Below are 25,795 nucleotides of genomic sequence, written 5' to 3'. Positions count from 1 at the left end.
CATTCAACATCATTGTTGACTGTCCCGACGCTATCGCGAGCAGGCTCGCTCCCACAAGGATTGTGGCGAACTGTTCCCTGCACAGCACTCTTCCATGATTCACCAAGGAATTCATTTCATGTCCTGGACGCCTCCTGTTCACGTCTTGTTGTCGCCGATCACCGCCGACGATCAGTCGACAATCGAGCAGATTCAGCTCAAACCACTGTTCTACGCCGCGCAGAAAGAGGCCCTGGCCCGTGCTGGCGATGATGAGGACGATCAGTTCTTCGAACTGGCCAGGCTGGCCACCGGGTTGTCGGTCAAGGAGCTCGACCAGCTCAAACGCCCGGACTACGTGAGCATCGCGCAGTACGTGCATGAGATGTCGACTCGCCCTGCTGCGTACTTTCTTGAACAGCAAGCGCAGGGCGAACAATCGGTAGACCCCGATCAAGTGCAACTGCTGCAACCGCTCAGCGCAGCGGGACGCAGCATGACTTCGCTGACCCTGGAAATGCCGGTACTGCGCGCCACCAAGGCGATGAAAAAACTCAAGACGGCCAAGGAGCGCGCCGAGTTCATCACCGCCCATTGCACCGGTCTGATGCTTCCCGATCTGGACCTGCTGACCGTGCCTGACTGGACACAGCTTCAGGTACGCATTGACGATTTTTTAAACAAACCGGCGGACTTCTTTCGGAGCGCGACATCGAAGTAATTCTCGATGTAGTGCCGCTCATTTACTCAGTAAGTGAAGCGGAAATTCTGGAGTGGGACGCCGGCAAGGCATTGCGCCGTTACGACATCGCGATCACTCGCCTTGGCGTGAAACAGGAGTAGAGCGGGATGGCAGACAGTAAGTATTCGCTGTCCGGTGCGAGCATCGAATTGCCGCAACTCGGCAGCGCGTCTGAAACGTCGGGGCTGAACCTGGCACTGACCACGGCCAGCCTCGACATTCGTCTGCTGGTGTCGGAGCAGGTAAAGCTGCGTGAAACCTTGGCGTTGCTGAACATTGCCCTGTCGTCGCAGCAGTCGCTGCTCAAGGCGAATGCATCGGCGCCGGCGGCAGGCAATGAGCCAAAGTCAAAGCTCAAGGCTGAGGTTGATCAGCGTGCGCCACCGGATTTGCTCAAGTCTGCGATGGCGACTGAGCTGGCGATGGTAGAGCTCAACCAGGTGCTGAAACTGGACAATGTCCAGTTGCAGAAACTGTCGGAGGCCAACCAAAAAATGGCCACGGACAAGCAGGTTGCTCCGAGCGGGGCAACAGCGGTTCAACTGGCCCAGGTCGAGTTGGCGGCGGCGAAGGCGGGGATCGGGGATGGGCTCGACCCGGCTAAAAAGCAGGACGAACTGCTGAACTTCACCCGCGATAGCGCAGTGACGGCGTCGGCGTTCAATCTCGACGTCAAGGCCGCCAGCGAGATGCTGATGGGCTGGCGCACCTCGATGAAGCTGGATCGCGGACAAAGCCTGAGCCTGGCGGATGCGACCAACCATCTCGGCAACAGCGGCCTGAATGTCAAAGCGGCCGATATCGGCTCTGTAGTGCAGCAGAGTGGCGAAGTTGGTATCGCTTCAGGCTTGACGCCTGAACAGGTGGCGGCTCTCGCGGCGGCGTTCTTGAACAGTGGAGCGGACAAGTCCGGTGCCGGTGTGGCTTTGAAAAGTTTCACCTCGGGGTTGGCGAAGGGCGATACGGCTTCACCGGAGCAGCGCAAGGCCTGGACAGAACTGGACGCCAAATTCAATCCCGAGATGGTCGCCGATGGCCTGCGTACGGACCCACTCGGAACGATTAACCAGGTGCTTGAAGCACTGAAGAACAAACCAGTGCAAGAACAGCAGTCGCTGACCAAGACACTGTTTGGCGATAACGCGGGGATTCTTGAACTGCTGAAGAAGCCGGAAGATGCCCAAAAGGCTCTTTTGTTGGTGTCCGAAAGAACCAAAGATGGCGCGTTGCCGAAGTTCACGGGCTCGGTAGCGCAAACCGCCGAAGCGCTGGGAGAAACCTCGCAAGGGCGCTGGAATGCGTTGGATGCCAGTAAAAACCGGATGTTCGCGGCGGGCGGCAATGCTTTGGCGCCGTTGACCGACGGCTTGATGGTATCGCTCGGCGCGTTGGCCGATGGCTTGAGCGGGGTCGCTGAAGCACAACCGAAAGCTACCGCAGGATTGCTCGTACTCGCAGGGGCCATTGCGTTGGCGCGTGGTGCTGAAATCAAGGTGGCGATGGCCTCGGCCATCACTGCTGCCGCGACGAAACTTCTGGCTCTGGCAGGTGCACGACCTATTCCCGAAGCGGGGGATCTGACAGTTGATGCCAAGGAACGCGGCCGTAAGGGCAAGAAACAACCCCGAGGCGGCAGGGCCCAAAAAGGCACTGCTCCTGCAAAAGCTGCGATCAAGCCCATCCCCAAAAGCGCTCCCAAGCTGCCGCGTATGTCGACCGGGAGTCGCTTGCTGGGTGCCGCCAGAATGGGCTCGGCAGTCACCAAACGGGTCGCGCCGCTGATGCTGCTCAGCGCTGGTTACGATGTCGTCAAAGGCCTGCGGGCGGGTGATAACAAAGCGGTCGGCGGAGCGCTGGGCTCCGCCGGTGGCGGGCTCGCCGGTACTTATGCCGGCGCTGCTGCCGGCGCCATGATCGGCAGCGTGGTGCCTATTCTGGGCACCGCAGTCGGTGGGGTGATCGGTGGCTTGTTGGGTGGTATGGCGGGTAGTTGGGGAGGGGAATGGCTGGGTGAAAAACTCGCCAAACCCGCTGACAAGCTCGCCGCTCCAGACCAGATCAGCAAAGACCTGACCAGCGCCCAAACAACCAGTCAGCAGAATGCAATGACCGCGAACATCTACATCAATGGCCAGGATCAGGCCAGCGCCAGTCAGTTGGCGAACCTGGTTGTACAACAGATTACCGGCCAATTCGGATTGATGACCATGCCCAACTCACTCGCCATGCGAAGTGACGCGGCCCTGACCGACGGAGGTACATGATGCGTCAGCAAATGGCGTTGGGCAGTTTCATTTTCGGCCTGTCCAGAAACTTCGCCTACCACAGTCTGGTGCGCACCTCGGATGGCGGCTGGAAGAGCATCGACATTCTCACCAGCAAACCAAAATCCAGTCAGATCGGCCAAGGCCTGCAAGGGCTGACAATAACGGGCAAGTCGATGTACGCGACCGCCATGGATCGGCTCGATGAGTTGCGTGCATTGCAGGCGCTGCGCATCCCTGTGCCGTTGGTTGACGGTATCGGCCGCAACTGGGGCCTGTGGCAGATCAACAAGGTGTCGGAAACCCAAAGTGACGTCATTGATGACGGCACCGCGATGGTGGTCGGCTGGGTGATCGAATTGACGGAGTTTGCCAATGCGTAGGGTTCGAAGTATTGCCGGTGATTCGGTGAATCTGTTGCTGTACCGCGAGCTTGAGCGTTGTGACGATGCCGCCGAGCAAGCGCTCTGGCGTCTCAATCCGGGGCTTGCCGAATGGGGGCCGGTATTGCCGGCGGGAGTGTGGGTTGCCCTGCCGGACGTGGATTCAAAACCCGTTGCACCCACACCGGTTTCGGCCTGGGATTAAGGAGGCAGCATGTCACTGGGTTTCACGCCTGCGGTGGAAATTTACGGCGCGAACGCTGCGCTGCTCAACGAACGGTTGCTCAGTTGGACGCACATCGATGCGGCGGGGATCGAGTCCGATCAACTGACGCTCACGATCAGTCTGGATGGGCTTGAAGGATTACCGAGTCTCGGCGGAAAAATCGGTCTTCGGGTCGGTTATCTGGAGTCGGGGCTGGTGGATAAAGGCGAATTCGTCATTACCCGGCGCACCCCGACCCTGTTTCCCCTGCGTCTGACGCTGGTGGCCACGGCGGCGCCGTTCAGTGCGGCGGATCAGACCGGATTCAAGCAGCGCCGGTCGGTCAGCCATGGCCCGACGACCTTGGGTGCGCTGTTTCGCCAGTTGACGTCCAGGCACGGTTTTTCCCCTCGTGTGGCCCCGGACCTGTCGCTGATAAAAATCGGGCACATCGATCAGTCCAACGAAACCGACATGGGTTTTCTGACGCGACTGGCCTACCTGCATGACGCCGTCGCTAAACCGGTCAACGAGCTGTATGTGCTGGCTCGGCGAGGGCAGGCGAAGTCGTTATCGGGCAAAGTCCTGCCGACCATAAAGCTGTCGGTGACGACCAACAATCGCCCAGGCGATCAGGCCTTTATCTCCGCCGTCCTGGATGAAACCGCCCGGGCGAAATACCAGGGTTGCAAGACCAGTTGGTGGGATGCGGCGGCCGGCAAAGTGCGTGTCGAGGAGAGCGGCATCGCGCCGTTCAAGACCCTTCGCCAGCGTTACCAGAGCGCAGACGATGCCCGAGCCGCCGGCGAAGGTGAGGTGCGCCGGATGATGCGTGAAGCACTCAAGGTGACGATCGCATGCCCTGGCAACCCGGGATTGTCCGCTGAAGGGATCGTGCTGCTGGACCCCTCCTGGCCGGATTTCATGCGCGGTCGCTGGTCGATCGACAAGGTCACCGCCACCGGCGACCGGGAAAAAAGCTATCGCTGCACGATCGAGGCGACCTGCCTGGACGCCAAGACCTGACACCAACTCCCTGTGGGAGCGGGCTTGCTCGCGAAGGCTGCAGCACATCCAACATCAATGTTGACTGACCCACCGCTTTCGCGAGCAGACCAGTGTGTCCGCACACCCCTTGCATACACCCGAGATCCCCTGTGGGAGCGAGCCTGCTCGCGAAGACGGCAGCACATTCAACATCGATGTTGCCTGACCCACCGCCATCGCGAGCAGGCTCGCTCCCACAGGTTTCTGACTGCACCTTCCATACAACTGGAGCGCCCTCATGAAGATCACTCCGATCCTCACGCAGCTGCGTGAGCAATGCCCGACCCTGGCCAATCGCGTGGCCGCCGGCATCGATCTCGCCACGCTGCAAGCCAACACCCCGCTGCAAACACCCTGCGCCTATGTGGTGCCGATTGCCGATGTGGCGAGCAAGAGCCTCGCGCAAAACCTGATGCTGCAACCCATCCGCGACCGCTTCGAAGTGACCCTGGTGCTCGACACCACGGACGCCGCGGCAGCGCTGGATCAATTGCACAACTTGCGCGCCGAGCTGTGGCGCGCACTGGTGGGTTTCAAACCCGGCAGCGACTACGAAGCCATCGAGTACGACGGCGGCGAACTGGTTTCGATCAACAGCAGTCGCGTGCTGTATCGCCTGCGCTTTTTTGCTGAATTCCAGCTCGGCCGCAATCTGCCGGGTCAACCGGCGGAGAGCTGGCACGAGCGTGAACTGGACGGTTTGTCGTCCTTTACCGGGGTCACCGTGCGGGTCGATGCGATCGATCCGGCGGACCCCAATCTGCAACGCCCAGGCCCCGACGGGCGCCTGGAACTGACTTTCTCTGGAGACGTAACCCCATGAGCAAACGCATCACCGTGCTGCCGGCCCCGGGCCGTGTTGTGCCGGACCCGGAAGCGGGCGATCTGTTGCCCCTCGAGGGCCGTGAAGTGCCGGACAACGCCTGGTGGCGTCGACGTCTGGCCGATGGCGATATCACTACCAAAGCCGTGAAAGCGGCGAAACCACAGGGAGCCAAATAATGGCGATCGGATTCAGCAACATCCCCACGGACATTCGTGTTCCGCTGTTCTACGCCGAAATGGACAACTCGGCCGCCAATAGCGCGTCGTCGGCCATGCGCCGCCTGATCGTCGCTCAGGTCAACGACAACATCGCGCCGGCTGATGTTGGCAAACTGGTGTTGGTGTCCAGCGTGGCGCTGGCCAAAAGCATTGGCGGCCAAGGCTCGATGCTCGCCTCGATGTATGAAACCTGGCGCAAGACCGACCCGATCGGCGAGATCTGGTGCCTGCCGCTGCACAACACTGAAGGCAGCATTGCCAAAGGCGTGCTGACCCTGACCGGTGCGGCGACCCAGAGCGGTGTGCTCAACCTTTACGTCGGCGGCGTTCGCGTTCAGGCGGCCATCGTCAATGGTGCCACTGCGGTGCAAGCGGCCACGGCCCTGGCACTGAAAATCAATGCCTCCGCCGATCTGCCAGTCAGCGCTGCAGCAGTCGACGGTGTGGTCACCCTGAGCGCCAAATGGACTGGCGACAGCGGCAATGACATCAGCCTGCAATTCAATCGCCTGGGCAAGAGCAACGGCGAAGAAACCCCGGCAGGCCTGACCTCGGCCATCACTGCCATGACCGGCGGTGCCGGTGTGCCGGATCAAGTGGCCGCCGTGGCGGCGCTGGGCGATGAACCGTTCGAGTTCATCTGCATGCCGTGGTCGGATCTGTCGACCCTCAACACCTGGCAAGCCGTCATGGATGACAGCACCGGTCGTTGGTCCTGGGCCAAGCAATTGTTCGGTCACGTCTACAGCGCCAAGCGCGGCACCATCGGTACTCTGGTGGCGGCCGGTCAAGCGCGTAACGATCAGCACATGACCATTCAGGCGCTGGAACCGGGCGTACCGCAACCGTTCTGGGTGCAGGCCGCCGCATTGGCTGCGCGCACTTCGGTATTCATCTCTGCCGACGCCAGCCGTCCGACTCAAAGCGGCAGCCTGCCCGGTCTCGACCCGGCACCGGCCAGCGAGCGTTTCACCCTGACCGAGCGTCAGTCGCTGCTCAACTACGGCATCGCTACCGCGTACTACGAAGGCGGCTACGTGCGCATCCAGCGTTCGATCACCACCTATCAGAAGAACGCCTACGGCCAGGCAGACAATTCCTACCTGGACAGCGAAACCATGCACCAGTCGGCGTTCATCGTGCGTCGTCTGCAAAGCGTGATCACCAGCAAATACGGTCGTCACAAACTGGCCTCTGACGGCACCCGTTTCGGCGCCGGCCAGCCGATCGTGACCCCGAGCACCATTCGCGGTGAGCTGATCGCCCAGTACGCCAAGCTCGAACTGGAAGGCCACGTAGAAAACGCCGAGCTGTTCGCCGAGCATCTGATCGTCGAGCGCGATGTTCAGGACCCGAGCCGGGTCAACGTGCTGTTCCCGCCGGATTACATCAACGGCCTGCGCGTGTTCGCGCTGCTCAACCAGTTCCGTCTGCAGTACGACGACGCAGCCTGATCGCTGCCTTTGACTGTGTGATTTCAGCCCACCGCGCGTGGGCTTTTTATTTGAAGGGAGAAACACCATGGGTCAACTGATTGCGGGCACCTGCTACGTCAAAGTGGACGGCGCTCAACTGACTATCAACGGCGGCTGCGAAGCGCCCTTGATGGCCGTTAAACGGGAAACCGTCGTGCCGGGCTTCTACAAGGAAACCGACATCGCTCAGTCGTTCAAAGTGACGGCGCTGCACACCGCGGACTTCCCGCTCAAGCAACTGATCGCTGGCACTGACATGACCGTCACCTGTGAATTCAGCAACGGCAAAGTCTACGTACTGGCCGGCGCCTACCTGGTGGAAGAACCGGTATCCAAAGGCGATGACGCCACCATCGAACTGAAATTCGAAGGCATCAAGGGGACCTGGCAATGAGCAACGCCGTGAAGCTTCAAGTTGCGATCGAAGCCCACGGCGAGCCCTTGACCGAACTCAACCTGCGCCGTCCGACGGTGCAGGAAGTGCGGGCGATCAAGGCGCTGCCGTACAAGATCGACAAGAGCGAAGAAGTCAGCCTCGACATGGACGTCGCGGCCAAATACATCGCCGTGTGCGCCGGCATCCCGCCGTCGTCGGTCAACCAGTTGGACCTGGCTGACCTCAACGCGCTGAGTTGGGCCGTCGCGAGTTTTTTCATGAGTGCGGCGTCGGCGCCATCACCGACCTGATCGCAGTCGCCTATGACCTGGCCTGGTTCTGGAAGGTTGACCCCGAACAGATGATGGCCAGGCCACTGGATGTGCTCCGCGAATCACTGGAGCACGCGCAACGGATCAATGCGATGCAGCAGGTGCAGTGATGGCAGACACAGAAAAGAAAGAGAAAACCTCGGTGCTGCTCACGGGCATCGACGAACTGTCCCCCAAACTCGGCGCTCTGCGGGCAAAGGTCGAGAGCTTCAAGAAAAACCTGGAGCAGACCGGCCTCGGCAAACTGGACATCAGCGGTCTGTTCAAGGGCGGTAGCGTGATCACGCCATTTGTGGAGGGCATCAAGGCATCCGACGCGTTCAAGGGCAAATTGACCGAGGTCAGCGAATCGGCCGAAGGCGTTGATTTGCCGAAGGCGCCGGCAAGCGCTACACAAAACATGAATGTGTTCAGTCGATCGATGGAGCAGGTGTCGGTCGCGGCCAACTCTGCCTTGCAGCCTGCCGTCGCTACGGTAACGGCAGGTCTTCAACCTTTGTTGGCTGGATTTGGCAGTCTGCTCGATGACAACCCGAAGCTGGTCGAAGGGCTGGCGGCAGGTGCCATCGCGTTCTCGGCGATGCAAACCGCCGTGACCGGCGCGACTCAAGTGTTCGATCTGATGAACGTGGTGCTCAAGACCAATCCGATCATGCTGATTGCCATGGGTATCGCCCTGGCGGCTGGTTTGATCATTGCCAACTGGGAACCGATTTCGACGTTCTTCGCCGGGCTCTGGCAAAAGGTTGTCAGTTATTGGCTGCCGATCAGCGGAGTTTTCTCGGATATTTTTGATCGAGTAAAGGCAGTCGTGAGCGCAGGATTCGATTTCCTCAAGGCGTGGTTTGCCTGGACTCCCTACGCAATGATCCTGAACAACTGGGGGGCCGTTGTCGGTTTGTTTGCGGCCATCTGGGATCTGCTCATGGCACTGACCGTGCCGGTGAAGGAGAAACTGCGCAGCATGTTCGACTGGGTTCCACTGGACGCCATTACCGCGGCTTGGGATCAGGTGCCCGCCATGTTCTCGGGTTACTGGGAGTCAATCAAGCTTGGGGCGCAGGCGTTCTTTTCCTACCTCAGCGGCCTGTTCACTTGGTCGCCCTTGGACGCACTGAGCGAAACATGGGCATCTGTGGTTCAGTTTTTCAGTGAAAAAGCGGAAAAGCTCCGGGCCATTCTGGCGCCGATCCAGGAGATGCTGGGCGGGAGCTTTGGTGGTTTTATCGCCAAAATTACCGGCAAGGTAGAAGGCTTTACCGAGGCGCAAAAGAAAACCAATGCCGAAGGCAAGGGTGAATTTGCGCCTGCGGCGGCATTCTTTGGTGACGTTTCCGAGCCACCCTCAAGCGCGCTGACGGCTCCCGGCAGTTTGCCGCTCAAGTCGCCAATGCAGTCCGGTTCTCTGACACAAACCTCAAGCACCCTGATCCAGCAAACCGCCGCCAATAACCGCACGCAACTCGAAGGCGGCCTGACCGTGCGCTTCGAAAACGCACCGGCCGGGCTGCGCACCGATCAACCGCAAACCAATCAACCGGGGCTGTCGCTCAATTCGCGCATCGGCTATCGCTCGTTGTCTCTGGGAGGTTCCAATGAACTGGCGTGACCGTTTGTTGCCGGCATCCTTTCGGGGTGTCGGTTTTTGGGTCGATCAGGCGAAAACCCCGGTCGGCCACAAGGGCCAGTTGCATGAGTATCCACAACGTGACCAGCCGTTTTTCGAGGGCCTTGGGCAGCAGGCGAAGATCCACGACCTGACGGCATTCATCGTCGGCGCCGATTGCCTGGAGCAGCGCGACAAGTTGCTCAAGGCGTTGGAGCAGGGCAGTGGTGAACTGGTCCACCCGTGGTTGGGGCGGATGCAAGTCAAGGTCGGTGAATGCGACATGACCCACACCCGCCAGGACGGCGGGCTGGTGACCTTTGCCCTGAAGTTCTACCCCGATCAACCCCTGCAATTTCCGACGGCCACGGTCAGCACGCAAAAGGTGCTGCTGTCATCGGCGGACACGCTGCTGGGCTCGGCGGTGGCGCGTTTCGAACAGGCCATGACCCTGATCAAGGCCGCGCGGATCGGCATCGCCAATCTGCGCAACAGCCTGACCGGGGTCTATGAAGTGATCCAGGAACAGCTCAAACCGTTGATCGAGGAGTACCGGCAGATCAGCGAGCTGGTCAAGGCGGTCAAGGAGTTGCCCAAGGAAGTGGCGGCGGAATTCAAGGGATTGCTCGGCGACATCCAGGAACTCAAGGACTTCGCGAAGGAGGGCTATCGTGGCGTGATTGCCAACGTTTCCCAGCAGATCGAAGCCATCCGCAAGGCTGATGCACCAAAGCTCACCACCGGCAAGGACACCACGGCGGCGGCGCAAGCCATGGCCGATCTGGTGCAAGACACGCTGCTGGTGAAGGTGGCGCAATGGGTCGCCTCGATGCCGGTGGCGTCGACGCCGGTGAAACTGACGTCGCAGCCGTCGCTGGATCATCAGACGCTGCAGCCGGTCACCCGTCAGGAAGTGCCGGTCACCGACGATTTGCAGTTGTTGCAAAAGGAGTTGAACGAAGCGATCCAACTGGCACTGAACAAGGCCAGCCCCGCGCACTATCAGGCCATCAATGATGTGAAGCAGACGTTGAATGCGCACCTCAAAGCGGTGGCGTCGTCCGGCGTGCGGCTGGTCAGTAAATCCTTTCAGGAGAGCTTGCCTGCCGTCGTCGTGGCCTATCGGCAATTTGCCGATGCCACGCGGGTCACGGAAGTGACTCAACGCAACGGTGTTGCCCATCCGTTGTTCCTGCCGCCCAACGATGTGAAAGTTTCCGGGAAGTGAACCATGAACGACATGGATAACCGGGTCACCCTGACGGTCGGCGGCCTGGAATACGGTGGCTGGAAAAGCGTGGAAATCACTGCGGATCTGGAGCGTCAGTTCCGCACCTTTAAACTCAACATCACCTGGCAATGGCCGGGGCAGACCGTGGACAAACGGATCCAGCCCGGTGACGCCTGTGAAGTGCGCATCGGTCAGGATCTGGTGCTGACCGGGTATGTGTTCAAGGCCCCGATCAGTTATGACGGACGGCAGATCAGCCTCAACATCGAAGGCAGTTCCTGCACCCAGGATCTGGTGGATTGCGCCGCGACCAACCGCCCGAACCAATGGCATGAGCAATCGCTGTTGAGCATCGTCGAAGCGCTGGCGATCACCTACAAGGTCTTTGTGGTCAGCGAAATTCCCGAGACCGCCCGGCTCAGCAGTCACACCATCGTGCCGGGGGAAACGGTGTTTCAATCCATCGACCGCTTGCTGACCTTGTTCCGGGTATTTTCTACCGATGATGCCCAGGGGCGGCTGGTGCTGGCCCGGCCTGGCAGTGGTGGCCGGGCCAGCGATGCGCTGGAGTTGGGCAAAAATATTCTGTCGGCCAACGCGCCGATGGATTACAGCCAGGTGTTCTCTGAATACCGGGTAATCGGCCAGCACAAGGGCACCGACAAGAAGAGCGGGGCAGCGGTCAGCGAGGTTGAATCGGTGTCCGCCGACCTGGGCTACAAACGTCGGCGGGTCACGGTGATCAACGAAGGCATGCAGATCACTCCCGAACTCGCGTTGCAACGGGCCAACTGGGAAGCTACCACCCGTGTGGGCAAAGCGTTGACCACCACTTACCAGGTGCAAGGCTGGCGACAATCCAATGGAGACTTGTGGCGCCACAACACGCTGGTCAGGGTCAAGGATCCGGTACTCGGGTTCGATGACGACATGTTGATCTCGAAGGTGACCTACTCGCTATCGGCGCAAGGCTCGGTCACCACCTTGCAAGTCGCACCGCCGCATACCTTCGACGCCAATCCCGAGCCCCCGAAGAAAACCTGAGCCCGACGCGCACCTTATGTGCATACCCATGTTGTGAACGACGGCGATTCAATGTGGGAGCGAGCCTGCTCGCGATTACGGTCTGACATTCACCTTTGATATTGACTGACAGATCGCTATCGCGAGCAGGCTCGCTCCCACAGTTATCCGCGTTCGACCTGATCATTGAAGGACTCCCAATGAGCCTACTGACACGCCTCCTGGCGCGCGGCACTGTCGTGCTCGCCAACTCGGCCACCAAGCTTCAATCGCTGCAAATGCGCCTCACCGCCGGCGAAGTGAACGACGACATGGAGCACTTCGAACCCTACGGTTTCACCAGCAACCCACTGGCCGGCGCCGAAGGTGTCGCCACGTTCCTGGGCGGTGACCGTTCCCACGCCATCGTGCTGGTGGTCGCCGACCGTCGCTATCGCCTCCAGTCCCTGGCCGCCGGCGAAGTGGCGATCTACACCGACGAAGGCGACAAAATTCACTTCAAGCGCGGGCGGGTCATCGACATCGAAACCGCCACGCTCAATATCCGCGCCAGCAGTGCGGTGAACATCGACACGCCGGTCATCAACCAGACCGGCAAGATTGTCTCCCAGGGCGACCAGATTGCCGGCGGCATCAGCCAGATCAAACACGTGCATGTCGGCGTTCAAGCGGGCAACGGCCAGACCGGCGTACCGGCAGGAGGGCAGTGATGTTGATCAGCCAAAAACTCCACGCCGCACTGACCCGTTCAGTGCTGATCAGCCTGTTCACCTGGCGCCGCGCCGCCGATGACGATGCCCTCGATGACGAAGAGCGTTTCGGTTGGTGGGGCGACACGTTTCCTACCGTTGCCGACGACCGCATCGGTTCGCGGCTGTGGCTGTTGCGCCGGGTCAAACTGACCCGACAGACCCAGATGGACGCCGAGTTCTATGCCCGCGAAGCCCTGCAATGGCTGATCGATGACGGCCATTGCAGCGCCATCGACATCATCAGCGAACGCCTCGACGCCCAGCGCCTGAACCTGCGCACGGTCCTGACCCTGGCCGACGGCGAGCGCCTGGACATCAACCCCGATAACAGTTGGCAGGTGATCTATGCCGTTTGAAACCCCTTCGCTGCCGGTGCTGATCAAACGCACCCAAAGCGACCTGGCCAGCGATTCGCTGCGCCAGTCCGATGCGCAAGTGCTGGCCCGCACCCTCGGTGGCGCCGCCTATGGCCTGTATGGCTATCTGGACTGGATCGCCGAGCAGATCCTCCCGGACAAGGCCGATGAATCGACCCTGGAACGGATCGCCGCACTGCGTCTGAACCAGCCGCGCAAACCCGCGCAAGCGGCCAGCGGCAGCGTCAGCTTTACCGCCAGCGCCGGTGCCGTGCTGGACGTCGACACCCTGCTGCAATCGAGCGACGGTCGCACCTACAAAGTGACCGCCGCGCGCACCACCAGCAACGGCCTCAACAGCACCACCATCGCCGCGCTCGAGGCCGGCAGCCTGGGCAACGCCGAGGCTGGCATGACGTTGATTCCGGTGCAGCCGATTGCCGGCATTGTCGGTAATAGCTTCACGGTGCTGGCGCCGGGGCTCAGCGGCGGTGTGGCGCGGGAAAGCCTGGAGTCGCTGCGTTCGCGGGTGATCCGCTCCTACCGCATCATCCCTCATGGCGGTTCGGCGCAAGACTATGAAACCTGGGCCCTGGAATGCCCCGGCGTGACCCGTGTCTGGTGCCGTGGCGGTTTGTTGGGACCGGGTACAGTCAGCCTGTTCATCATGCGTGACGACGACCCGCAACCAGTGCCGAACGACGAACAACTCGCCGAAGTCCAGGCCTACATCGAGCCTCTGCGCCCGGTCACCGCCGAGGTGAATGTGCAGCGACCGGTCCAGGTGCCAGTGGTCTATCACCTGACGCTGACTCCCGACACCACCGCCATACGCGCCGCCGTCGAAGCGCAGCTGCGCGACCTGCATAACCGTGAAGCAGACCTCGGCCAGAAGTTGTTGATCAGTCACATCCGTGAAGCGATCAGCAGCACCAGCGGCGAAAACGACCACGTACTCACCTCGCCTGTCGCTGATGTCGAAACCGAGCGCAATGAGCTGCTGACCTTTGGAGGTTGCGTATGGGGGGCATAAGAACCGCCGCGCAATACCACGCCCAACTGCGCAGCCTGCTGCCCAGCGGCCCGGCCTGGGACCCTGAGCGGGTGCCGGAACTTGAAGAAGTGCTCGACGGCGTCGCCCAGGAACTGGCCCGCCTCGACGCCCGCGCCGCCGACCTGCTCAACGAAATGGACCCGGCCGGCGTCAGCGAACTGGTGCCCGACTGGGAGCGGGTGATGAACCTGCCCGACCCGTGCCTGGGCGCCACGCCACTGTTCGACGACCGCCGTCTTGCAGTACGCCGACGCCTGCTCGCGGTCGGCAGCCAGGCCGTCGGCTACTACCTCGAGATTGCCAAAAGCCAGGGCTACCCGAACGCCACCATCACCGAACTGGAAGCCCCGCGCATGGGGCGCTCGCGTTTCGGTGCGGCGCACTGGGGCACTTGGGAAGCGCAGTTCATGTGGACGCTCAACACCGGTGGGCGATTGCTGCTGGGACGACGTTTTGGCGCTAGTTACTGGGGCGAGCGCTTCGGCGTGAACCCTGGCTCGGCACTGGAATGCCTGATCCACCGCAGCGCGCCGGCGCATACCAAGGTGCACATCAATTATGACTAGGGAATAGAGAGATGGATTATCCGAAAAGTGTGCCCAGCGCCGGGTTGGTGAATGGGAAGTTTGTGGATGAGAACCCGTTGACCGGGACGCCGGGGTCGTTGATTCCGGCGAGGTGGGGCAACAACGTCACGGATGAAATAGTGAATGCGATTATCGGCGCTGGCATTGTCCCGGACGAAAACGATAGTGCTCAGCTTAAAGCGGCGATTTCAGCGATTGTCGAGAAGAACAAAAGCGACTCTCTGGCGAGCAAGGAAGAGGCCGAATCCGGTGTAAGCGGCAACAAACTGATGACGCCCATCCGTGTCTTTCAAGCGATAGAGAAAAAGTTGCTACAGGCCACAGAGTCCGTGTTCGGCTGGGCACGTATTTCGACTCAGGCCCAGGTCGATGCGGCTGTCGATAACACTACGATCGTTACTCCGAAAAAACTGACGTTCGGGGTTTCCTACAGCTTTGCGGATAACGGCTACATCGCGTTTCCGAGTTGGCTGGGTGGTTTCATGATTCAGTGGGTGCTGGTCCCTATCGCCGTCAACAACGGTTATGTATCCAAACCGTGGCCGCTGGCCTTTAAAAATCAATGTCGTGGCGCTTGGGCCGGTTATTCGTCATCCGGTAATGCGCCGTTCCTCGATATCACCACACCGCCCTTGGTGACTTACTTGGATGCCAGCCAAGTGCAGGTCATGAGTAATTCCGGCGGCACTGGTTGGGTCAGTGTCTTGAGCGTGGGTAACTGAGATGAAGAGATTTTATAGCCGCACTACCGGCAACACCTACCTGGCGGGTTATCACACAAGTCTTCCTGACGATGCCGTTGAAATTGACAACGAGCGTTATGACGCAGTGATCGCCAATCCAAAGGCGGGAACCGCGAGAGCTCATGATGATGAAGGCTTGCCGGTTCTGGTTGAACTTGCCCCCTTGTCGGATGAAGAACTTTCGCAGGAAGCAAAGGCGTGGCGGGATCAAGCGTTTGACCGCGTGGTCTGGCTACGCGACCGACATCGGGATGAGGTGGAACTGATGAAGACCACCACGCTTTCCGACAGTGAATATCAAGAGCTTCTTGTTTATCTGCAGGCGCTGCGCAAGTGGCCTCAGGCGAAGAAGTTTCCTTCGAAACGTTCTCGACCGAAAAGGCCTGCCTGGTTGGTTGACTGAACGGATATCGAATGTTCCGCGTAAAGGATTGAAATATGGATTATCCAAAAAGTGTACCCAGCGTCGGATTGGTGAATGGCCAGTTTGTCGATGAAAACCCGGTGGCCGGGACGCCGGGATCGTTGATTCCGGCTGTCTGGGGCAACAGCGTCACCCAAGAGATTGTGAGTGTGATCGAAGGCGGCGGGCTGGTTGCCTCTGAAGCGGATACCAGCCAGTTGCTCAAGGCCATCCAGGTGATTGTCGGCACGACCAGCCCGATGCGTTCGGTGGTGACTCGACTCAGTGCATCCAAGGCACTGAGTGAGCAAGAACTCGGTCTTGTGCTGATTGACGGCAGCCCCGGTGTCATGACGGTCACTCTGCCCACGGCAAATGCTGGACTTGGCGTGCGCGACGTTATTCTTCGTCGTGTGGATAACAGCGGCAATCGCCTTGTCGTCCGCGCCGCTGGCACGGATCGCATTCGATTTCATACCCAACTCTCGCCGTCCGGCTATCCCTTTCTGGTGTTGATGGGGAGCGGTGACTGGTGGCATTTACGCAGTACTGGTGATGGCAACTGGTGGCCGGTCGGGCGGCATGATGCCACCCCTCTCGGGCGGCAGGTGTTGGACACGACTGTGCTGATCAGTCCGGGCGGTTACGGAGCGCTGAATGGCAGTCTGTTGTTGCGTAGCGAATGGCCCTGGCTATGGGATTTTGCCCAGTCCTCAGGGGCGCTGACCACCGAAGCCGGTCGTGCGGGCAGGGAGGGTGGATGGAGCAGTGGCGATGGCGCGCTGAACTTTCGCATTCCGGAAGTACGTGGCGAGTTTCTGCGTGTGCTTGATGAGTCCAGAGGTCTGGATGTCGGGCGTAGTGTGGGCAGCCTTCAGGGGCATTCCTTGCAAAGCCACAACCACTATCTGCCAACCGGTACGGGTTCTTCCTTCCGTCCGGCACCTGCGATTCCGGATGGCGTCTGGAATGCTTCAACCGACGTCAATTTTTACCCAACCAGTGGAACGATCGCGACGACGTACCCCAACCCGGCATTCGACTCCGATACCTACATCGGCAATATCGGCAATTTCTCGGGCGAAACCCGCCCGCGAAACATCGCTTATCCCGGCCGTATCAAACTGATCTGAGGTGCACATGTTCAATTACCTGATAGACGACAGCGGTGCGTTGTCCGGGCCTGTCGAGTTTCCGGTTGTGCCGGGTATCGGCATGCAGCTGCCGGGCAACGCGGTGACTTTGAGTATCGAACTTTCCCCGCCACCCGGCGGGTTTGCCTGGGCTTATGTCAACGGAGCCTTGCACCAGCAGGCTGACTTGCGTGGTGATGTTTTTCGTACCGATACCGGCATCCGGGAGACGTGGACGGCATTGGGCGAATTGCCGCAAGGACTCACCACACAACCTTGGCCAGGCGGATTTCACGCATGGGTCGATGGCGCGTGGCAAGTTGATGAAACGGCGCGGCTGGCAGATCTCAAAAAAGTCGCCCTTACCCAGCGCGACACTCTGCTACGCGACGCCCTCTTGCGCATCGCGCCCCTGCAATACGCCGAAGACATCGGCGATGCCAGCCATGAAGAACAATTGCAATTGCTGGAGTGGAAGCTTTATAGCGTGGAGTTGAATCGCATCGAAGAGAAAGCTGGTTTCCCTAGTGAGATCACATGGCCTGTTGTGCCTGGTTCGGCGGAAAAGGCCTGAGTTCTACACAAGGAAAAGTGCAATGGATTATCCAAGAAGTGTACCCAGCGTCGGTTTGGTGAATGGCCGGTTTGTCGATGAAAATCCCGAAGTCGGAACACCAGGGTCGCTGATACCCGCCACTTGGGGCAATGCCGTGACCCAGGAAATTTTGGGCGTAGTCCAAGCGGCGGGTTTGACGCCGGATGAGGCGTCCAACCATCAATTACTTGGGGCGCTGCGCAGTACCCAGTTGTTTTCGACGCCACCGCAATTTGATGCAGGAAGATCGGTAGCTACGCCTGAATTTGTTCAGCGGGCACTCGGCAACTATGCCAGCGCCCGTGGTGTATCGGACGCTACACAGCTGACGATCGCGGATGTGGGATGTGCTATCGGGTTGGGTGGGAACATTGCCTACACGGTGACCTTGCCGGATATTTCGACAGTGCCGAATGGAGCGACGATTAGTCTGCATTGTCGGAGTAATGCGGTGATCACAATCGCCAGCAAGACGGGGGCGCAAATCAGTCCGCAAGGTGCCTATTTAAACTCGATCGTGATGAGCAGCGGTGAAAGTGCCCAATTCGTGAATGAGTACGGCATCTGGAGCGTCTACGGTACGGCCAGTCTGAAATACTCAACGTTGTACGGCGCGCAACTCTCGACCGCCGGCTATCAAAAACATCCCAGTGGTTTGATCGAGCAATGGGTCGTGGGAGGCTCCGACGCCAATGGAAACATGACGTTGTCATTGCCAATCAAATTTCCCGGCGCGATTTTGGGTGGCGTGGCCAATGAGGCCAATCCGTCGGGCTGGGGCGCCGGCAACACCACCGTTTGGGCATTCGACCTGGGGGCATCGACCACTTCAGTTGTTGTGGCGCGGGTCAGGTCTGTAGATGGAGCAGGTATCAGGCCGGCGCTCAATATTTCCGGCCGCGTATTTGTGTGGGGGCGATGATTATGGCTATTTACTTTGACGCTCAAACGTTGGGGTTTGACCTCGTCGAAAGTTCAAACTCTGCTGTGCCGGAAAGCGCAGTAGAGATCACTCCGGCTCAGTACGCTGAACTGTTTGCCGGGCAGGGAATCGGTAAAGTCATTTCAGCCACTGCCAATGGCTACCCTGTTCTTGTTGATCCCGTGGCCACGTCTGAAGTGCTTCTCGTATCCATTGAACGAACCTGGCGAAGCAAGGCGTTGGAAGCCACTCAGTGGTTGGTTCTTCGTGACAGCGAAGAGCTGGAAGTTGGTGAAGGGACGACGCTGAGTTCGGCAGAGTTCAAAGCATTGCTGGCTTACCGGCAGTCATTGCGGGACTGGCCCACGGCGCCGGATTTTCCTGATGCTGATTATCGTCCGGTCATGCCCGGATGGCTTGATGACTTGCTTCGGAAAAACAGCTGACCCGTCTTCTTGGCGATTAACGAGACGCCCGCTCCCAAGCGGGCGTTTTCGTTTCTGCTCTCGCGTGTGACGGCAGTTTGTCTACCTTGCCCAATAACAGGAAGAAGAGAAATTGGATTATCCAAAAAGCATTCCCAGCGTAGGGCTGGTGAATGGAAAGTTTGTCAATGAAGACGTCGTTGCAGGGTTGCCGGGATCCTTGATTCCCGCCACTTGGGGCAATGACATTACTGATGAGTTATTGAATGTCGTCAAATCCGCCGGCCTTGAGCCGAGTGAAACGGACGCGACGCAATTGCTGCAAGCAGTCAAAAAACTCAGTCAGGCAGGCGAGGACAAACATGCCCCGGATGTGGGCGCTGCCAACCTCTACATGGCCAACTACGTGCCGGCCATCACCATGCTGAAAGACGGTTTGGTCCTGCGCTTCACTGCTGGCAATGCCAATACCGGCGCTAGCACGTTTGCGCCGAATGGCTTGTTGCCCAAGCCGCTTGTCAATCTGGCTTCAAGTGCATTGCGGCCTGCTGAAATTGTCGGCGGTAGTCTGTGTTCGGTAGTGTATTGCGCAGCGCTGGACAGTTGGCTGCTGGTCTATGCAAGTGGCGGCAATGCCACGGGCGGCAGGTTGTTGAGTGTGCGCACGTTCACCTCGTCCGGCGTTTATGTGCCGACGGTCGGGATGAAGAATGTGCTGGTCAAGGTGATGGGTGGCGGCGGGGGGAGTGCGGGGATCGGGACAACGACGACCAATCAGGCTTCCCTTACGGGTGGTGGTGCCTCCGGCAGTTACGCCGAAGCGTTGCTTTCCTCTGCAACGATAGGCGCCAGTCAGGTCATAACCGTAGGGGCTGGCGGAGCGGCGGGGCCTGTTGCGGCGAATGCCGGATCGGGCGGCACCAGTTCTTTCGGTTCATTGGTTTCTGCTCCCGGAGGTGGTGGTTCGCCTTGGATCGGCAGTATCACATTCCCCGCAGTCGGCTTGTTCGTGGGCGGTTTCCCAAGCACGCCATCCACGGGCGCAAACATCCTCAACAGTGCGGGAGCAGCCGGTAGTCCCGGGATATCCGTCAACGGATCAACCCTTGCCGGTCATGGTGGTAATTCACCACTGGGTTGCGGCGGTTTCGGCAGCAGTGTTGCGATGGCACTTGCGGCACCGGGAACCGGTTACGGTTCTGGTGCGGGTGGAATTGCTAACGCTCCCAATCAGCCGGGAAGACCCGGCGGCGCCGGCGCGCCGGGTGTCGTGATCATTTACGAGTACGCCTGATGAGAACTTACGCACGCATCGTTAAGAACACCGTGGTCGAACTCTTTTCGACCGAAGGCAATATGGCCGAGATGTTTCATCCGGATCTTCTGTGGGTCGACATCACCGATGTAACACCGGCTCCGCAACTCGAGTGGACGGCGAACTTCGGTACTCTCGGATGGCTATATTCGCCGCACGAAGTGGTGGGGCCGAACAACACCCTCAAAGCCCTGGCAAAGAAATGGCTGACAGGTCGAGGCCGCTAACCATGACTCGACCGGAAAATGCAGGCAGGATTGAACGCTATGTCCGTCACTGAAAACAGTCTTGTAAGAATAATGCCCAACGCCCGCTCCCAAGCGGGCGTTTTCATTTCCGCCCTGAACACCGCCATGTCTCACCGCAACATCAACACCCCAAAACGCATCGCCGCTTTCCTCGCCCAAGTCGGCCATGAATCCGGACAATTACAGTACGTACGTGAACTGGGCAGCACTCAATACCTGAGCAAATACGACACCGGCACTCTGGCCGCCCGCTTGGGCAACACCCCAGAACTCGACGGCGACGGTCAAAAGTACCGTGGCCGTGGCCTGATCCAGATCACCGGTCGCAACAACTACCGGCAATGCAGTCTCGGCTTGTTCGGCGATGAACGTCTGCTGTCTCTGCCTGAACTGCTGGAACAACCCCAATGGGCCGCTGAATCAGCGGCATGGTTCTGGGAGCAGAACGGCTTGAATGAATTGGCCGACCGCGACCAGTTCAACAGCATCACTCGTCGTATCAACGGCGGACTGAACGGCTTGCAGGATCGACTGGAAATCTGGGCGCGGGCGAGGGCGGTGCTATGCCAGCCGTCGGTCTGATCGGTTGGCGACTGATCGGTCTGCTGGTGCTGGCCGGTTGTTCGGCGGCGCTGGCCTGGCAGTTTCAGGATTGGCGCTATGGCCGGCAACTGGCGGAGCAGGCCAGGCTGCACGCCGAGACCCTTAATCAACTGACTCAGACGGCCGCCACGCAGCAACAGGCCGAGCAGAACAAGCGTCTGGCCCTGGAGCAGCGGCTTTCGGCCAGTGAGCAAACCCATTATCGAGCACTTAGCGATGCCGAACGTGATCAAGGTCGCCTGCGCGATCGTCTTGCCACTGCTGATGTGCGCCTGTCAGTCCTCCTCGATACCAATGACGCTGCCTCAACCTGTGCAGTGCCAGCCGCCTCCAGCGCCGGCGGCGTGGATCATGGCGCCCCGCGAGCCCGACTTGACCCGGCGCATGCTCAACGAATTATCGCCATCACCGACGCAGGCGATAGCGGACTGATTGCCCTTCAGGCGTGTCAGGCCTATGTCAGAGCCCTCGCTCGCTAACATTTTGATCGATCCTGAACCTTGCAAGCGTGATCGGCTCGTGTACGGTAGGCCTCATTCCGCTCGATCAGGAGAGAGCCGTGAAAGAAATCACCCAACTGGCCGCTGAACTTGGCAGGCGCTTGCAGGTTCTCAATGCCCACGTCACCGCCGCCGAATCCTGTACCGGTGGCGGGATTGCCGAGGCGATCACCCGTATTCCGGGGAGTTCGGCGTGGTTCGAGGCCGGTTATGTCACCTACTCCAACCGCCAGAAAACCCAGCAACTGGATGTCCCTGCCGAGTTGTTTCCAACCGTCGGGGCGGTCAGTCGCGAGGTGGTCGAGGCCATGGTCCGCGGCGCGCAGGAAAAAAGCCGGGCGCGTTTTGCCGTGGCGGTCAGCGGTGTCGCCGGGCCGGATGGCGGTTCGCCGAGCAAGCCCGTGGGCACGGTGTGGCTGGCCTGGGGCGTCGGCGAGCAGGTGTTCAGCGAGGTGCAGTACTTTCCCGGTAACCGTGACGAGGTCCGCCGACAAACGGTGAAGGCCGCGCTAGAGGGGCTGTTGCGGTATGCCGCTGGAGAAATCTCAAATCAGGGGTAGGCGATCCTGAAACGCTGTGGAATAATACTGGCTACTTATACAGGTGTTGGCCGTCAGGCCTTATTGATTACGTGAGGACTTTAATGGACGACAACAAGAAGAAAGCCTTGGCTGCGGCCCTGGGTCAGATCGAACGTCAATTCGGCAAGGGTGCCGTAATGCGTATGGGCGATCAGGACCGTCAGGCGATCCCGGCTATTTCCACTGGCTCTCTGGGTCTGGACATCGCGCTCGGCATTGGCGGTCTGCCAAAAGGCCGTATCGTTGAGATCTACGGTCCTGAATCCTCCGGTAAAACCACCCTGACACTGTCGGTGATCGCCCAGGCTCAAAAAGCCGGCGCGACCTGCGCATTCGTCGACGCCGAACACGCCCTCGATCCTGAGTACGCCGGCAAATTGGGCGTCAACGTCGACGACCTGCTGGTTTCCCAGCCGGACACCGGCGAGCAGGCCCTGGAAATCACCGACATGCTGGTGCGTTCCAACGCGGTAGACGTGATCATCGTCGACTCCGTGGCCGCTCTGGTGCCAAAGGCTGAAATCGAAGGCGAAATGGGCGACATGCACGTGGGCCTGCAAGCCCGTCTGATGTCCCAGGCGCTGCGTAAAATCACCGGTAACATCAAGAACGCCAACTGCCTGGTGATCTTCATCAACCAGATCCGTATGAAAATCGGCGTGATGTTCGGCAGCCCGGAAACCACCACCGGTGGTAACGCGCTGAAGTTCTACGCATCGGTTCGTTTGGACATCCGCCGTACTGGCGCGGTGAAAGAAGGTGATGAAGTCGTCGGTAGCGAAACCCGCGTCAAAGTCGTGAAGAACAAGGTGGCTTCGCCGTTCCGTCAGGCTGAGTTCCAGATTCTTTACGGCAAGGGCATCTACCTCAACGGTGAGATGATCGACCTGGGTGTTCTGCACGGTTTCGTCGAGAAATCCGGCGCCTGGTATGCCTACGAAGGCACCAAGATCGGTCAGGGCAAGGCTAACTCGGCCAAGTTCCTGGCAGACAATCCGGAAATCGCCGCCAAGCTCGAGAAGCAACTGCGTGACAAGTTGCTGACTCCAGCGCCGGACGTTAAAGCATCGCCAGTCAAAGAGACTGCTGATGACCTGGCTGACGCTGATATCTGATTGATCCGATGACCGCCGTACTCGATACACTTGTCGCGGTGCGGCGAACCGCAATGGACCTGCTCGCGCGACGCGAGCACGGTCGAGTCGAGCTGACGCGTAAACTGCGTCAGCGCGGCGCCCTCCCTGAAATGATCGATACAGCACTCGACCGTTTGACGGAAGAGGGCCTGTTGTCCGAATCCCGTTACCTCGAAAGCTTCGTTTCCTACCGTGCCCGTTCCGGTTATGGCCCTTTGCGAATTCGTGAAGAGTTGAGCCAGCGCGGTCTGCAACGTACCGATATCGAACTCGCCTTGCGCGAGAGCGGTATCAACTGGCAGGAACAACTGGAAGACACCTGGCGGCGAAAATTCTCCGGGCACTTGCCGATAGATGCCCGGGAACGTGCCAAACAGGGCAGGTTCCTGAGTTATCGGGGATATTCCATGGAAATGATCAGCCGCTTGTTCAGCGGCCGAGGGATGGACGATTGAATGAACGGCTCGCTATTTCGATAGCGGGCCGTTTTTTTTGCCTCACGTTACCTTGGACGGTTCCCGTGTGCGTTGTTGCGCCTGGGGTTTGGACTGGGCCCAGTTTTCCGGCAGGTTGATGTAGTCCACTAGCTCCCGCAGACGGCCATGATCACGGGCGTTGAAGGTGAAGGCCAGTCGCGCCAGATGGCTGAACTGTGCTTCGTCGTGTTCCTCACCGCTGTAGGCGTGCTGATGGAAATGGTCGCTCAGGCACAGGTCGGCGAATGCCTCCTGCATGTGTTCGAGCGCCCGGTCGCTGAGTTTGTGGTTCATGCGAATCACGAACTGATGCTTGAGCCAGCGGCTGGAGTGGAAGTTGCTGTAGAACTGATTGATCTGCTCCACTGCCTCTTCGGCACTGTAGACCAGACTCAACAGCTTCATGTCGGTTGGCAGGATGTAGCGATTTTCCTCCAGTTGCTGATGAATGAAGTCCAGCGCGCCTTGCCAGAACTTGCCGCCCGGCGCATCCAGTAGCACCACAGGCACCAGCGGGCTTTTGCCGGTCTGGATCAGGGTCAGTACTTCCAGCGCTTCATCCAGCGTACCGAAACCGCCTGGGCACAGGACCAGCGCATCGGCCTCCTTGACGAAGAACAGCTTGCGGGTAAAGAAAAAGTGGAAGGGCAGTAGATTCCCGGTGCCATTGACCGTGGGATTGGCATGCTGCTCGAAGGGCAGGGTGATGTTGAATCCCAGGCTGTGTTCCAGGCCGGCGCCTTCGTGGGCCGCCGCCATGATACCGCCGCCAGCACCGGTGATGACCATCATGTCCGAGCGCGCCAGAGCGGCGCCAAGTTCTCGGGCCAAACCATACAACGGGTGTTCTATCGGCGTGCGGGCCGAGCCGAAAACAGTGACTTTGCGTCGTCCCTTGAACTGCTCCATCACACGGAAGGCATGTTCGAGTTCGCGCAAGGCTTGCAGGGTGATCTTGGCATTCCAGCGGTTGTGATCTTCCTGGGCCATGCGCAGCACAGTCAGGATCATGTCGCGGTAAATCGGGATGTTGGGGCTGTTGGGTGAAACCAGGTTGAGTTGTTCTTCGACCTTGCTGGTGAGGTCGTGGCCGCTTTCTTGAAAATGACGGCTCAGGAGGTCATTCGGTTGGTAAGGCATTCAACTTCTCCTTCTGCACAGAACCCTTGGCCCGACAAAACAATCGTCGGCGCCGCGACACTCCTTGTGTCGCTGTCTGCCCAAGCCCTTGCCTGGGCGCTCCACCTGACTCGGTTGCAATCGAGCCATCCATACGGGCTCTGCTTATCCCTTGAATGAAAGAAACGTTCGCACAATAAGACACGCAATGGGCAGCCCCTTTTCTGCCCTGAAAAAAATCAACGTGAACACTTTGAATTTAGACCCTCGCAACGATTTTTGCTGCTCGATCATTGCGCCGCAAAGTCTTTCCTGGCAACCGCTTATTGACGATTTGCAAGGTGCTTTCACCGCTCGTCTGAACGCAAGCCATATGTCCTGCGCTCTGATTTACTAAGTTACAAGCGTGACACGACAACTTTGCGTCAATGGCAGGACGCAACGTTCAAGCAATTCAGGGATTTTTCGCGTGATCAACGACGATCAATGCGTGCAGGGAGGCGGGAAACCATGCCCAGAGTCACTCTGGAAATCGATGCGCAACTGTATCGATTGCTGAAATTATCAGCCGAGACCAATCATTTGAGTCTCGAAGAGGAGTGCTGCCGACGTCTGGAGGGCGGGGAGCGACGTTCGCGCTACTTGCAGGCGTTGTTGGCAGAATTGCGCGCCGAGGATGAACAGCGGCGCGCCAATTCCCGTTGATTACTTTTTCTTGGCCGGTGTGGCTTTCGGGCAATCCGATTCCTGGAAGCTTGCGGAGCCGACCGGGCGATTGGTTTTCACTTCGGTGAAGTCGTAACGCATGATCGCGCCCTTAGCCATCAGCTTGCGGAACCCGTCGTTTCGGCAGACGGAGGCGCCAAGCTGGAAGTACACGGCTTTCGGATCGGCGCGCATCTTGTCGGCGTGGCTGCTCTGAACACTCAGATGGTTGATCAGCTGATTGCCTTCGACGGTATAGCCCTGATCCTGAATGTCTTCGTTGATCGCCCGTGGCGTGCCGACACTGCTTTGTACGGCGACGTTTCGCAGCTCTCTATTGAGATTCTGCTCACTCAAGGACGCAGCCTGAGCGTTGAAGGACGACGCCAGCAGAATGGCAGCGGTGGGAACGATAAGGCGCAGCATGAAACTCTC

General features: G+C 59.3%; 33 protein-coding genes and 1 pseudogene. 32 read left to right on the top strand and 2 right to left on the bottom strand.

Going from position 1 to position 25,795, the window contains the following annotated elements; all coding sequences use genetic code 11:
- Positions 1–118: 118 nt before the first annotated feature.
- The 31 genes and pseudogenes from PMI30_RS14040 (at position 119) to recX (ending at position 23,515) form a co-directional block, all read left to right on the top strand.
- The gene (locus PMI30_RS14040) at positions 119–700 is read left to right on the top strand and encodes a phage tail assembly protein (protein ID WP_008010181.1); all 582 of its coding nucleotides are present in this window, start codon (positions 119–121) and stop codon (positions 698–700) included.
- Positions 701–828: 128 nt separating this feature from the next.
- Positions 829–2,985, top strand: a complete 2,157-nt coding sequence (locus tag PMI30_RS14045) for a phage tail tape measure protein (protein WP_008010180.1) — start codon at positions 829–831, stop codon at positions 2,983–2,985.
- The gene (locus PMI30_RS14050) at positions 2,985–3,368 is read left to right on the top strand and encodes a phage tail protein (RefSeq protein ID WP_008010179.1); all 384 of its coding nucleotides are present in this window, start codon (positions 2,985–2,987) and stop codon (positions 3,366–3,368) included. The genes PMI30_RS14045 and PMI30_RS14050 overlap by 1 nt, the downstream gene beginning before the upstream one ends.
- Positions 3,361–3,573 carry a tail protein X gene (locus PMI30_RS14055; RefSeq protein WP_008010178.1) on the top strand — a complete coding sequence of 71 codons (213 nt, stop codon included), beginning with the start codon at positions 3,361–3,363 and terminating at the stop codon, positions 3,571–3,573. The genes PMI30_RS14050 and PMI30_RS14055 overlap by 8 nt, the downstream gene beginning before the upstream one ends.
- A gap of 9 nt (positions 3,574–3,582) precedes the next feature.
- Positions 3,583–4,599: a contractile injection system protein, VgrG/Pvc8 family gene (locus PMI30_RS14060; protein ID WP_008010177.1), complete on the top strand. Its 1,017-nt coding sequence runs from the start codon at positions 3,583–3,585 to the stop codon at positions 4,597–4,599.
- 259 nt (positions 4,600–4,858) lie between these two features.
- A complete protein-coding gene (locus tag PMI30_RS14065) occupies positions 4,859–5,443 on the top strand; it encodes a phage tail terminator protein (protein WP_008010176.1) in 585 nt (194 codons plus the stop codon).
- Positions 5,440–5,622 carry a DUF2635 domain-containing protein gene (locus PMI30_RS14070; protein WP_007907211.1) on the top strand — a complete coding sequence of 61 codons (183 nt, stop codon included), beginning with the start codon at positions 5,440–5,442 and terminating at the stop codon, positions 5,620–5,622. Before PMI30_RS14065 ends, PMI30_RS14070 begins: the two co-directional genes overlap by 4 nt.
- Positions 5,622–7,118 (top strand): phage tail sheath subtilisin-like domain-containing protein, encoded by a 1,497-nt coding sequence (locus tag PMI30_RS14075; protein WP_008010175.1) that lies wholly within the window; start codon positions 5,622–5,624, stop codon positions 7,116–7,118. The genes PMI30_RS14070 and PMI30_RS14075 overlap by 1 nt, the downstream gene beginning before the upstream one ends.
- 67 nt (positions 7,119–7,185) lie before the next feature.
- Complete coding sequence (locus tag PMI30_RS14080; RefSeq protein WP_008010174.1) at positions 7,186–7,533, top strand: phage tail tube protein; 348 nt, start codon at positions 7,186–7,188, stop codon at positions 7,531–7,533.
- Complete coding sequence (locus PMI30_RS14085; protein ID WP_007907223.1) at positions 7,530–7,826, top strand: phage tail assembly protein; 297 nt, start codon at positions 7,530–7,532, stop codon at positions 7,824–7,826. Before PMI30_RS14080 ends, PMI30_RS14085 begins: the two co-directional genes overlap by 4 nt.
- Positions 7,772–7,957 carry a hypothetical protein gene (locus PMI30_RS31300; protein WP_105340307.1) on the top strand — a complete coding sequence of 62 codons (186 nt, stop codon included), beginning with the start codon at positions 7,772–7,774 and terminating at the stop codon, positions 7,955–7,957. Before PMI30_RS14085 ends, PMI30_RS31300 begins: the two co-directional genes overlap by 55 nt.
- Positions 7,957–9,456 carry a hypothetical protein gene (locus tag PMI30_RS14090; protein WP_008010173.1) on the top strand — a complete coding sequence of 500 codons (1,500 nt, stop codon included), beginning with the start codon at positions 7,957–7,959 and terminating at the stop codon, positions 9,454–9,456. Before PMI30_RS31300 ends, PMI30_RS14090 begins: the two co-directional genes overlap by 1 nt.
- Positions 9,443–10,681: a DNA circularization protein gene (locus PMI30_RS14095; RefSeq protein ID WP_008010172.1), complete on the top strand. Its 1,239-nt coding sequence runs from the start codon at positions 9,443–9,445 to the stop codon at positions 10,679–10,681. The genes PMI30_RS14090 and PMI30_RS14095 overlap by 14 nt, the downstream gene beginning before the upstream one ends.
- Before the next feature lie 3 nt (positions 10,682–10,684).
- Positions 10,685–11,728, top strand: coding sequence for a phage baseplate assembly protein (locus PMI30_RS14100; RefSeq protein ID WP_008010171.1), 1,044 nt, complete (start codon positions 10,685–10,687; stop codon positions 11,726–11,728).
- A 179-nt stretch (positions 11,729–11,907) separates the two neighbouring features.
- Positions 11,908–12,417 carry a phage baseplate assembly protein V gene (locus PMI30_RS14105; RefSeq protein WP_008010170.1) on the top strand — a complete coding sequence of 170 codons (510 nt, stop codon included), beginning with the start codon at positions 11,908–11,910 and terminating at the stop codon, positions 12,415–12,417.
- The gene (locus tag PMI30_RS14110; protein WP_008010169.1) at positions 12,417–12,815 is read left to right on the top strand and encodes a phage GP46 family protein; all 399 of its coding nucleotides are present in this window, start codon (positions 12,417–12,419) and stop codon (positions 12,813–12,815) included. The genes PMI30_RS14105 and PMI30_RS14110 overlap by 1 nt, the downstream gene beginning before the upstream one ends.
- The gene (locus tag PMI30_RS14115) at positions 12,805–13,848 is read left to right on the top strand and encodes a baseplate J/gp47 family protein (protein WP_008010168.1); all 1,044 of its coding nucleotides are present in this window, start codon (positions 12,805–12,807) and stop codon (positions 13,846–13,848) included. Before PMI30_RS14110 ends, PMI30_RS14115 begins: the two co-directional genes overlap by 11 nt.
- A complete protein-coding gene (locus PMI30_RS14120) occupies positions 13,836–14,435 on the top strand; it encodes a YmfQ family protein (RefSeq protein ID WP_008010167.1) in 600 nt (199 codons plus the stop codon). Before PMI30_RS14115 ends, PMI30_RS14120 begins: the two co-directional genes overlap by 13 nt.
- A gap of 11 nt (positions 14,436–14,446) precedes the next feature.
- Positions 14,447–14,645, top strand: a pseudogene (locus PMI30_RS32150) (hypothetical protein); the annotation flags it as partial.
- Positions 14,646–15,179: 534 nt separating this feature from the next.
- Complete coding sequence (locus tag PMI30_RS14130) at positions 15,180–15,602, top strand: tail fiber assembly protein (protein WP_008010165.1); 423 nt, start codon at positions 15,180–15,182, stop codon at positions 15,600–15,602.
- A gap of 35 nt (positions 15,603–15,637) precedes the next feature.
- Positions 15,638–16,735: a hypothetical protein gene (locus PMI30_RS14135; RefSeq protein ID WP_008010164.1), complete on the top strand. Its 1,098-nt coding sequence runs from the start codon at positions 15,638–15,640 to the stop codon at positions 16,733–16,735.
- A 7-nt stretch (positions 16,736–16,742) separates the two neighbouring features.
- On the top strand, positions 16,743–17,309 hold the full coding sequence (locus tag PMI30_RS14140) for a tail fiber assembly protein (RefSeq protein WP_008010163.1): 567 nt from the start codon (positions 16,743–16,745) through the stop codon (positions 17,307–17,309).
- 22 nt (positions 17,310–17,331) lie between these two features.
- Positions 17,332–18,252 carry a gp53-like domain-containing protein gene (locus PMI30_RS14145; protein ID WP_008010162.1) on the top strand — a complete coding sequence of 307 codons (921 nt, stop codon included), beginning with the start codon at positions 17,332–17,334 and terminating at the stop codon, positions 18,250–18,252.
- 2 nt (positions 18,253–18,254) lie between these two features.
- Complete coding sequence (locus tag PMI30_RS14150; protein WP_032835504.1) at positions 18,255–18,698, top strand: phage tail assembly chaperone; 444 nt, start codon at positions 18,255–18,257, stop codon at positions 18,696–18,698.
- A 112-nt stretch (positions 18,699–18,810) separates the two neighbouring features.
- On the top strand, positions 18,811–19,971 hold the full coding sequence (locus tag PMI30_RS14155) for a glycine-rich domain-containing protein (protein ID WP_008010160.1): 1,161 nt from the start codon (positions 18,811–18,813) through the stop codon (positions 19,969–19,971).
- The gene (locus PMI30_RS14160) at positions 19,971–20,219 is read left to right on the top strand and encodes a hypothetical protein (protein WP_008010159.1); all 249 of its coding nucleotides are present in this window, start codon (positions 19,971–19,973) and stop codon (positions 20,217–20,219) included. The genes PMI30_RS14155 and PMI30_RS14160 overlap by 1 nt, the downstream gene beginning before the upstream one ends.
- 39 nt (positions 20,220–20,258) lie before the next feature.
- The gene (locus PMI30_RS14165) at positions 20,259–20,822 is read left to right on the top strand and encodes a glycoside hydrolase family 19 protein (RefSeq protein WP_008010158.1); all 564 of its coding nucleotides are present in this window, start codon (positions 20,259–20,261) and stop codon (positions 20,820–20,822) included.
- The gene (locus tag PMI30_RS14170) at positions 20,804–21,322 is read left to right on the top strand and encodes a lysis system i-spanin subunit Rz (protein ID WP_008010157.1); all 519 of its coding nucleotides are present in this window, start codon (positions 20,804–20,806) and stop codon (positions 21,320–21,322) included. The genes PMI30_RS14165 and PMI30_RS14170 overlap by 19 nt, the downstream gene beginning before the upstream one ends.
- An 80-nt stretch (positions 21,323–21,402) precedes the next feature.
- Entirely contained in the window at positions 21,403–21,903 is a 501-nt protein-coding gene (locus PMI30_RS14175; RefSeq protein WP_008010156.1) for a CinA family protein, read from the top strand.
- Positions 21,904–21,986: 83 nt separating this feature from the next.
- Positions 21,987–23,039 carry a recombinase RecA gene (gene recA / locus PMI30_RS14180; RefSeq protein WP_007907270.1) on the top strand — a complete coding sequence of 351 codons (1,053 nt, stop codon included), beginning with the start codon at positions 21,987–21,989 and terminating at the stop codon, positions 23,037–23,039.
- 8 nt (positions 23,040–23,047) lie between these two features.
- Positions 23,048–23,515, top strand: a complete 468-nt coding sequence (gene recX, locus PMI30_RS14185; protein ID WP_008010154.1) for a recombination regulator RecX — start codon at positions 23,048–23,050, stop codon at positions 23,513–23,515.
- 42 nt (positions 23,516–23,557) lie between these two features.
- On the opposite strand, the gene PMI30_RS14190 is transcribed toward recX, so the two are convergent.
- Positions 23,558–24,676 carry a TIGR00730 family Rossman fold protein gene (locus PMI30_RS14190; protein ID WP_008010151.1) on the bottom strand — a complete coding sequence of 373 codons (1,119 nt, stop codon included), beginning with the start codon at positions 24,674–24,676 and terminating at the stop codon, positions 23,558–23,560.
- A gap of 489 nt (positions 24,677–25,165) precedes the next feature.
- On the opposite strand from PMI30_RS14190, the gene PMI30_RS14195 reads away from it, so the two are divergent.
- Complete coding sequence (locus PMI30_RS14195; protein WP_007907277.1) at positions 25,166–25,360, top strand: hypothetical protein; 195 nt, start codon at positions 25,166–25,168, stop codon at positions 25,358–25,360.
- Here the strand turns inward: PMI30_RS14195 and PMI30_RS14200 are convergent, their stop codons facing one another.
- Entirely contained in the window at positions 25,361–25,786 is a 426-nt protein-coding gene (locus tag PMI30_RS14200) for a PA3611 family quorum-sensing-regulated virulence factor (RefSeq protein WP_008010148.1), read from the bottom strand. It lies immediately after the preceding gene.
- Positions 25,787–25,795 lie beyond the last annotated feature (9 nt).

The sequence above is a fragment of the Pseudomonas sp. GM50 genome (assembly GCF_000282375.1).
GTDB lineage: Bacteria > Pseudomonadota > Gammaproteobacteria > Pseudomonadales > Pseudomonadaceae > Aquipseudomonas.
This window is presented reverse-complemented; position numbering and strand designations above follow the sequence as displayed.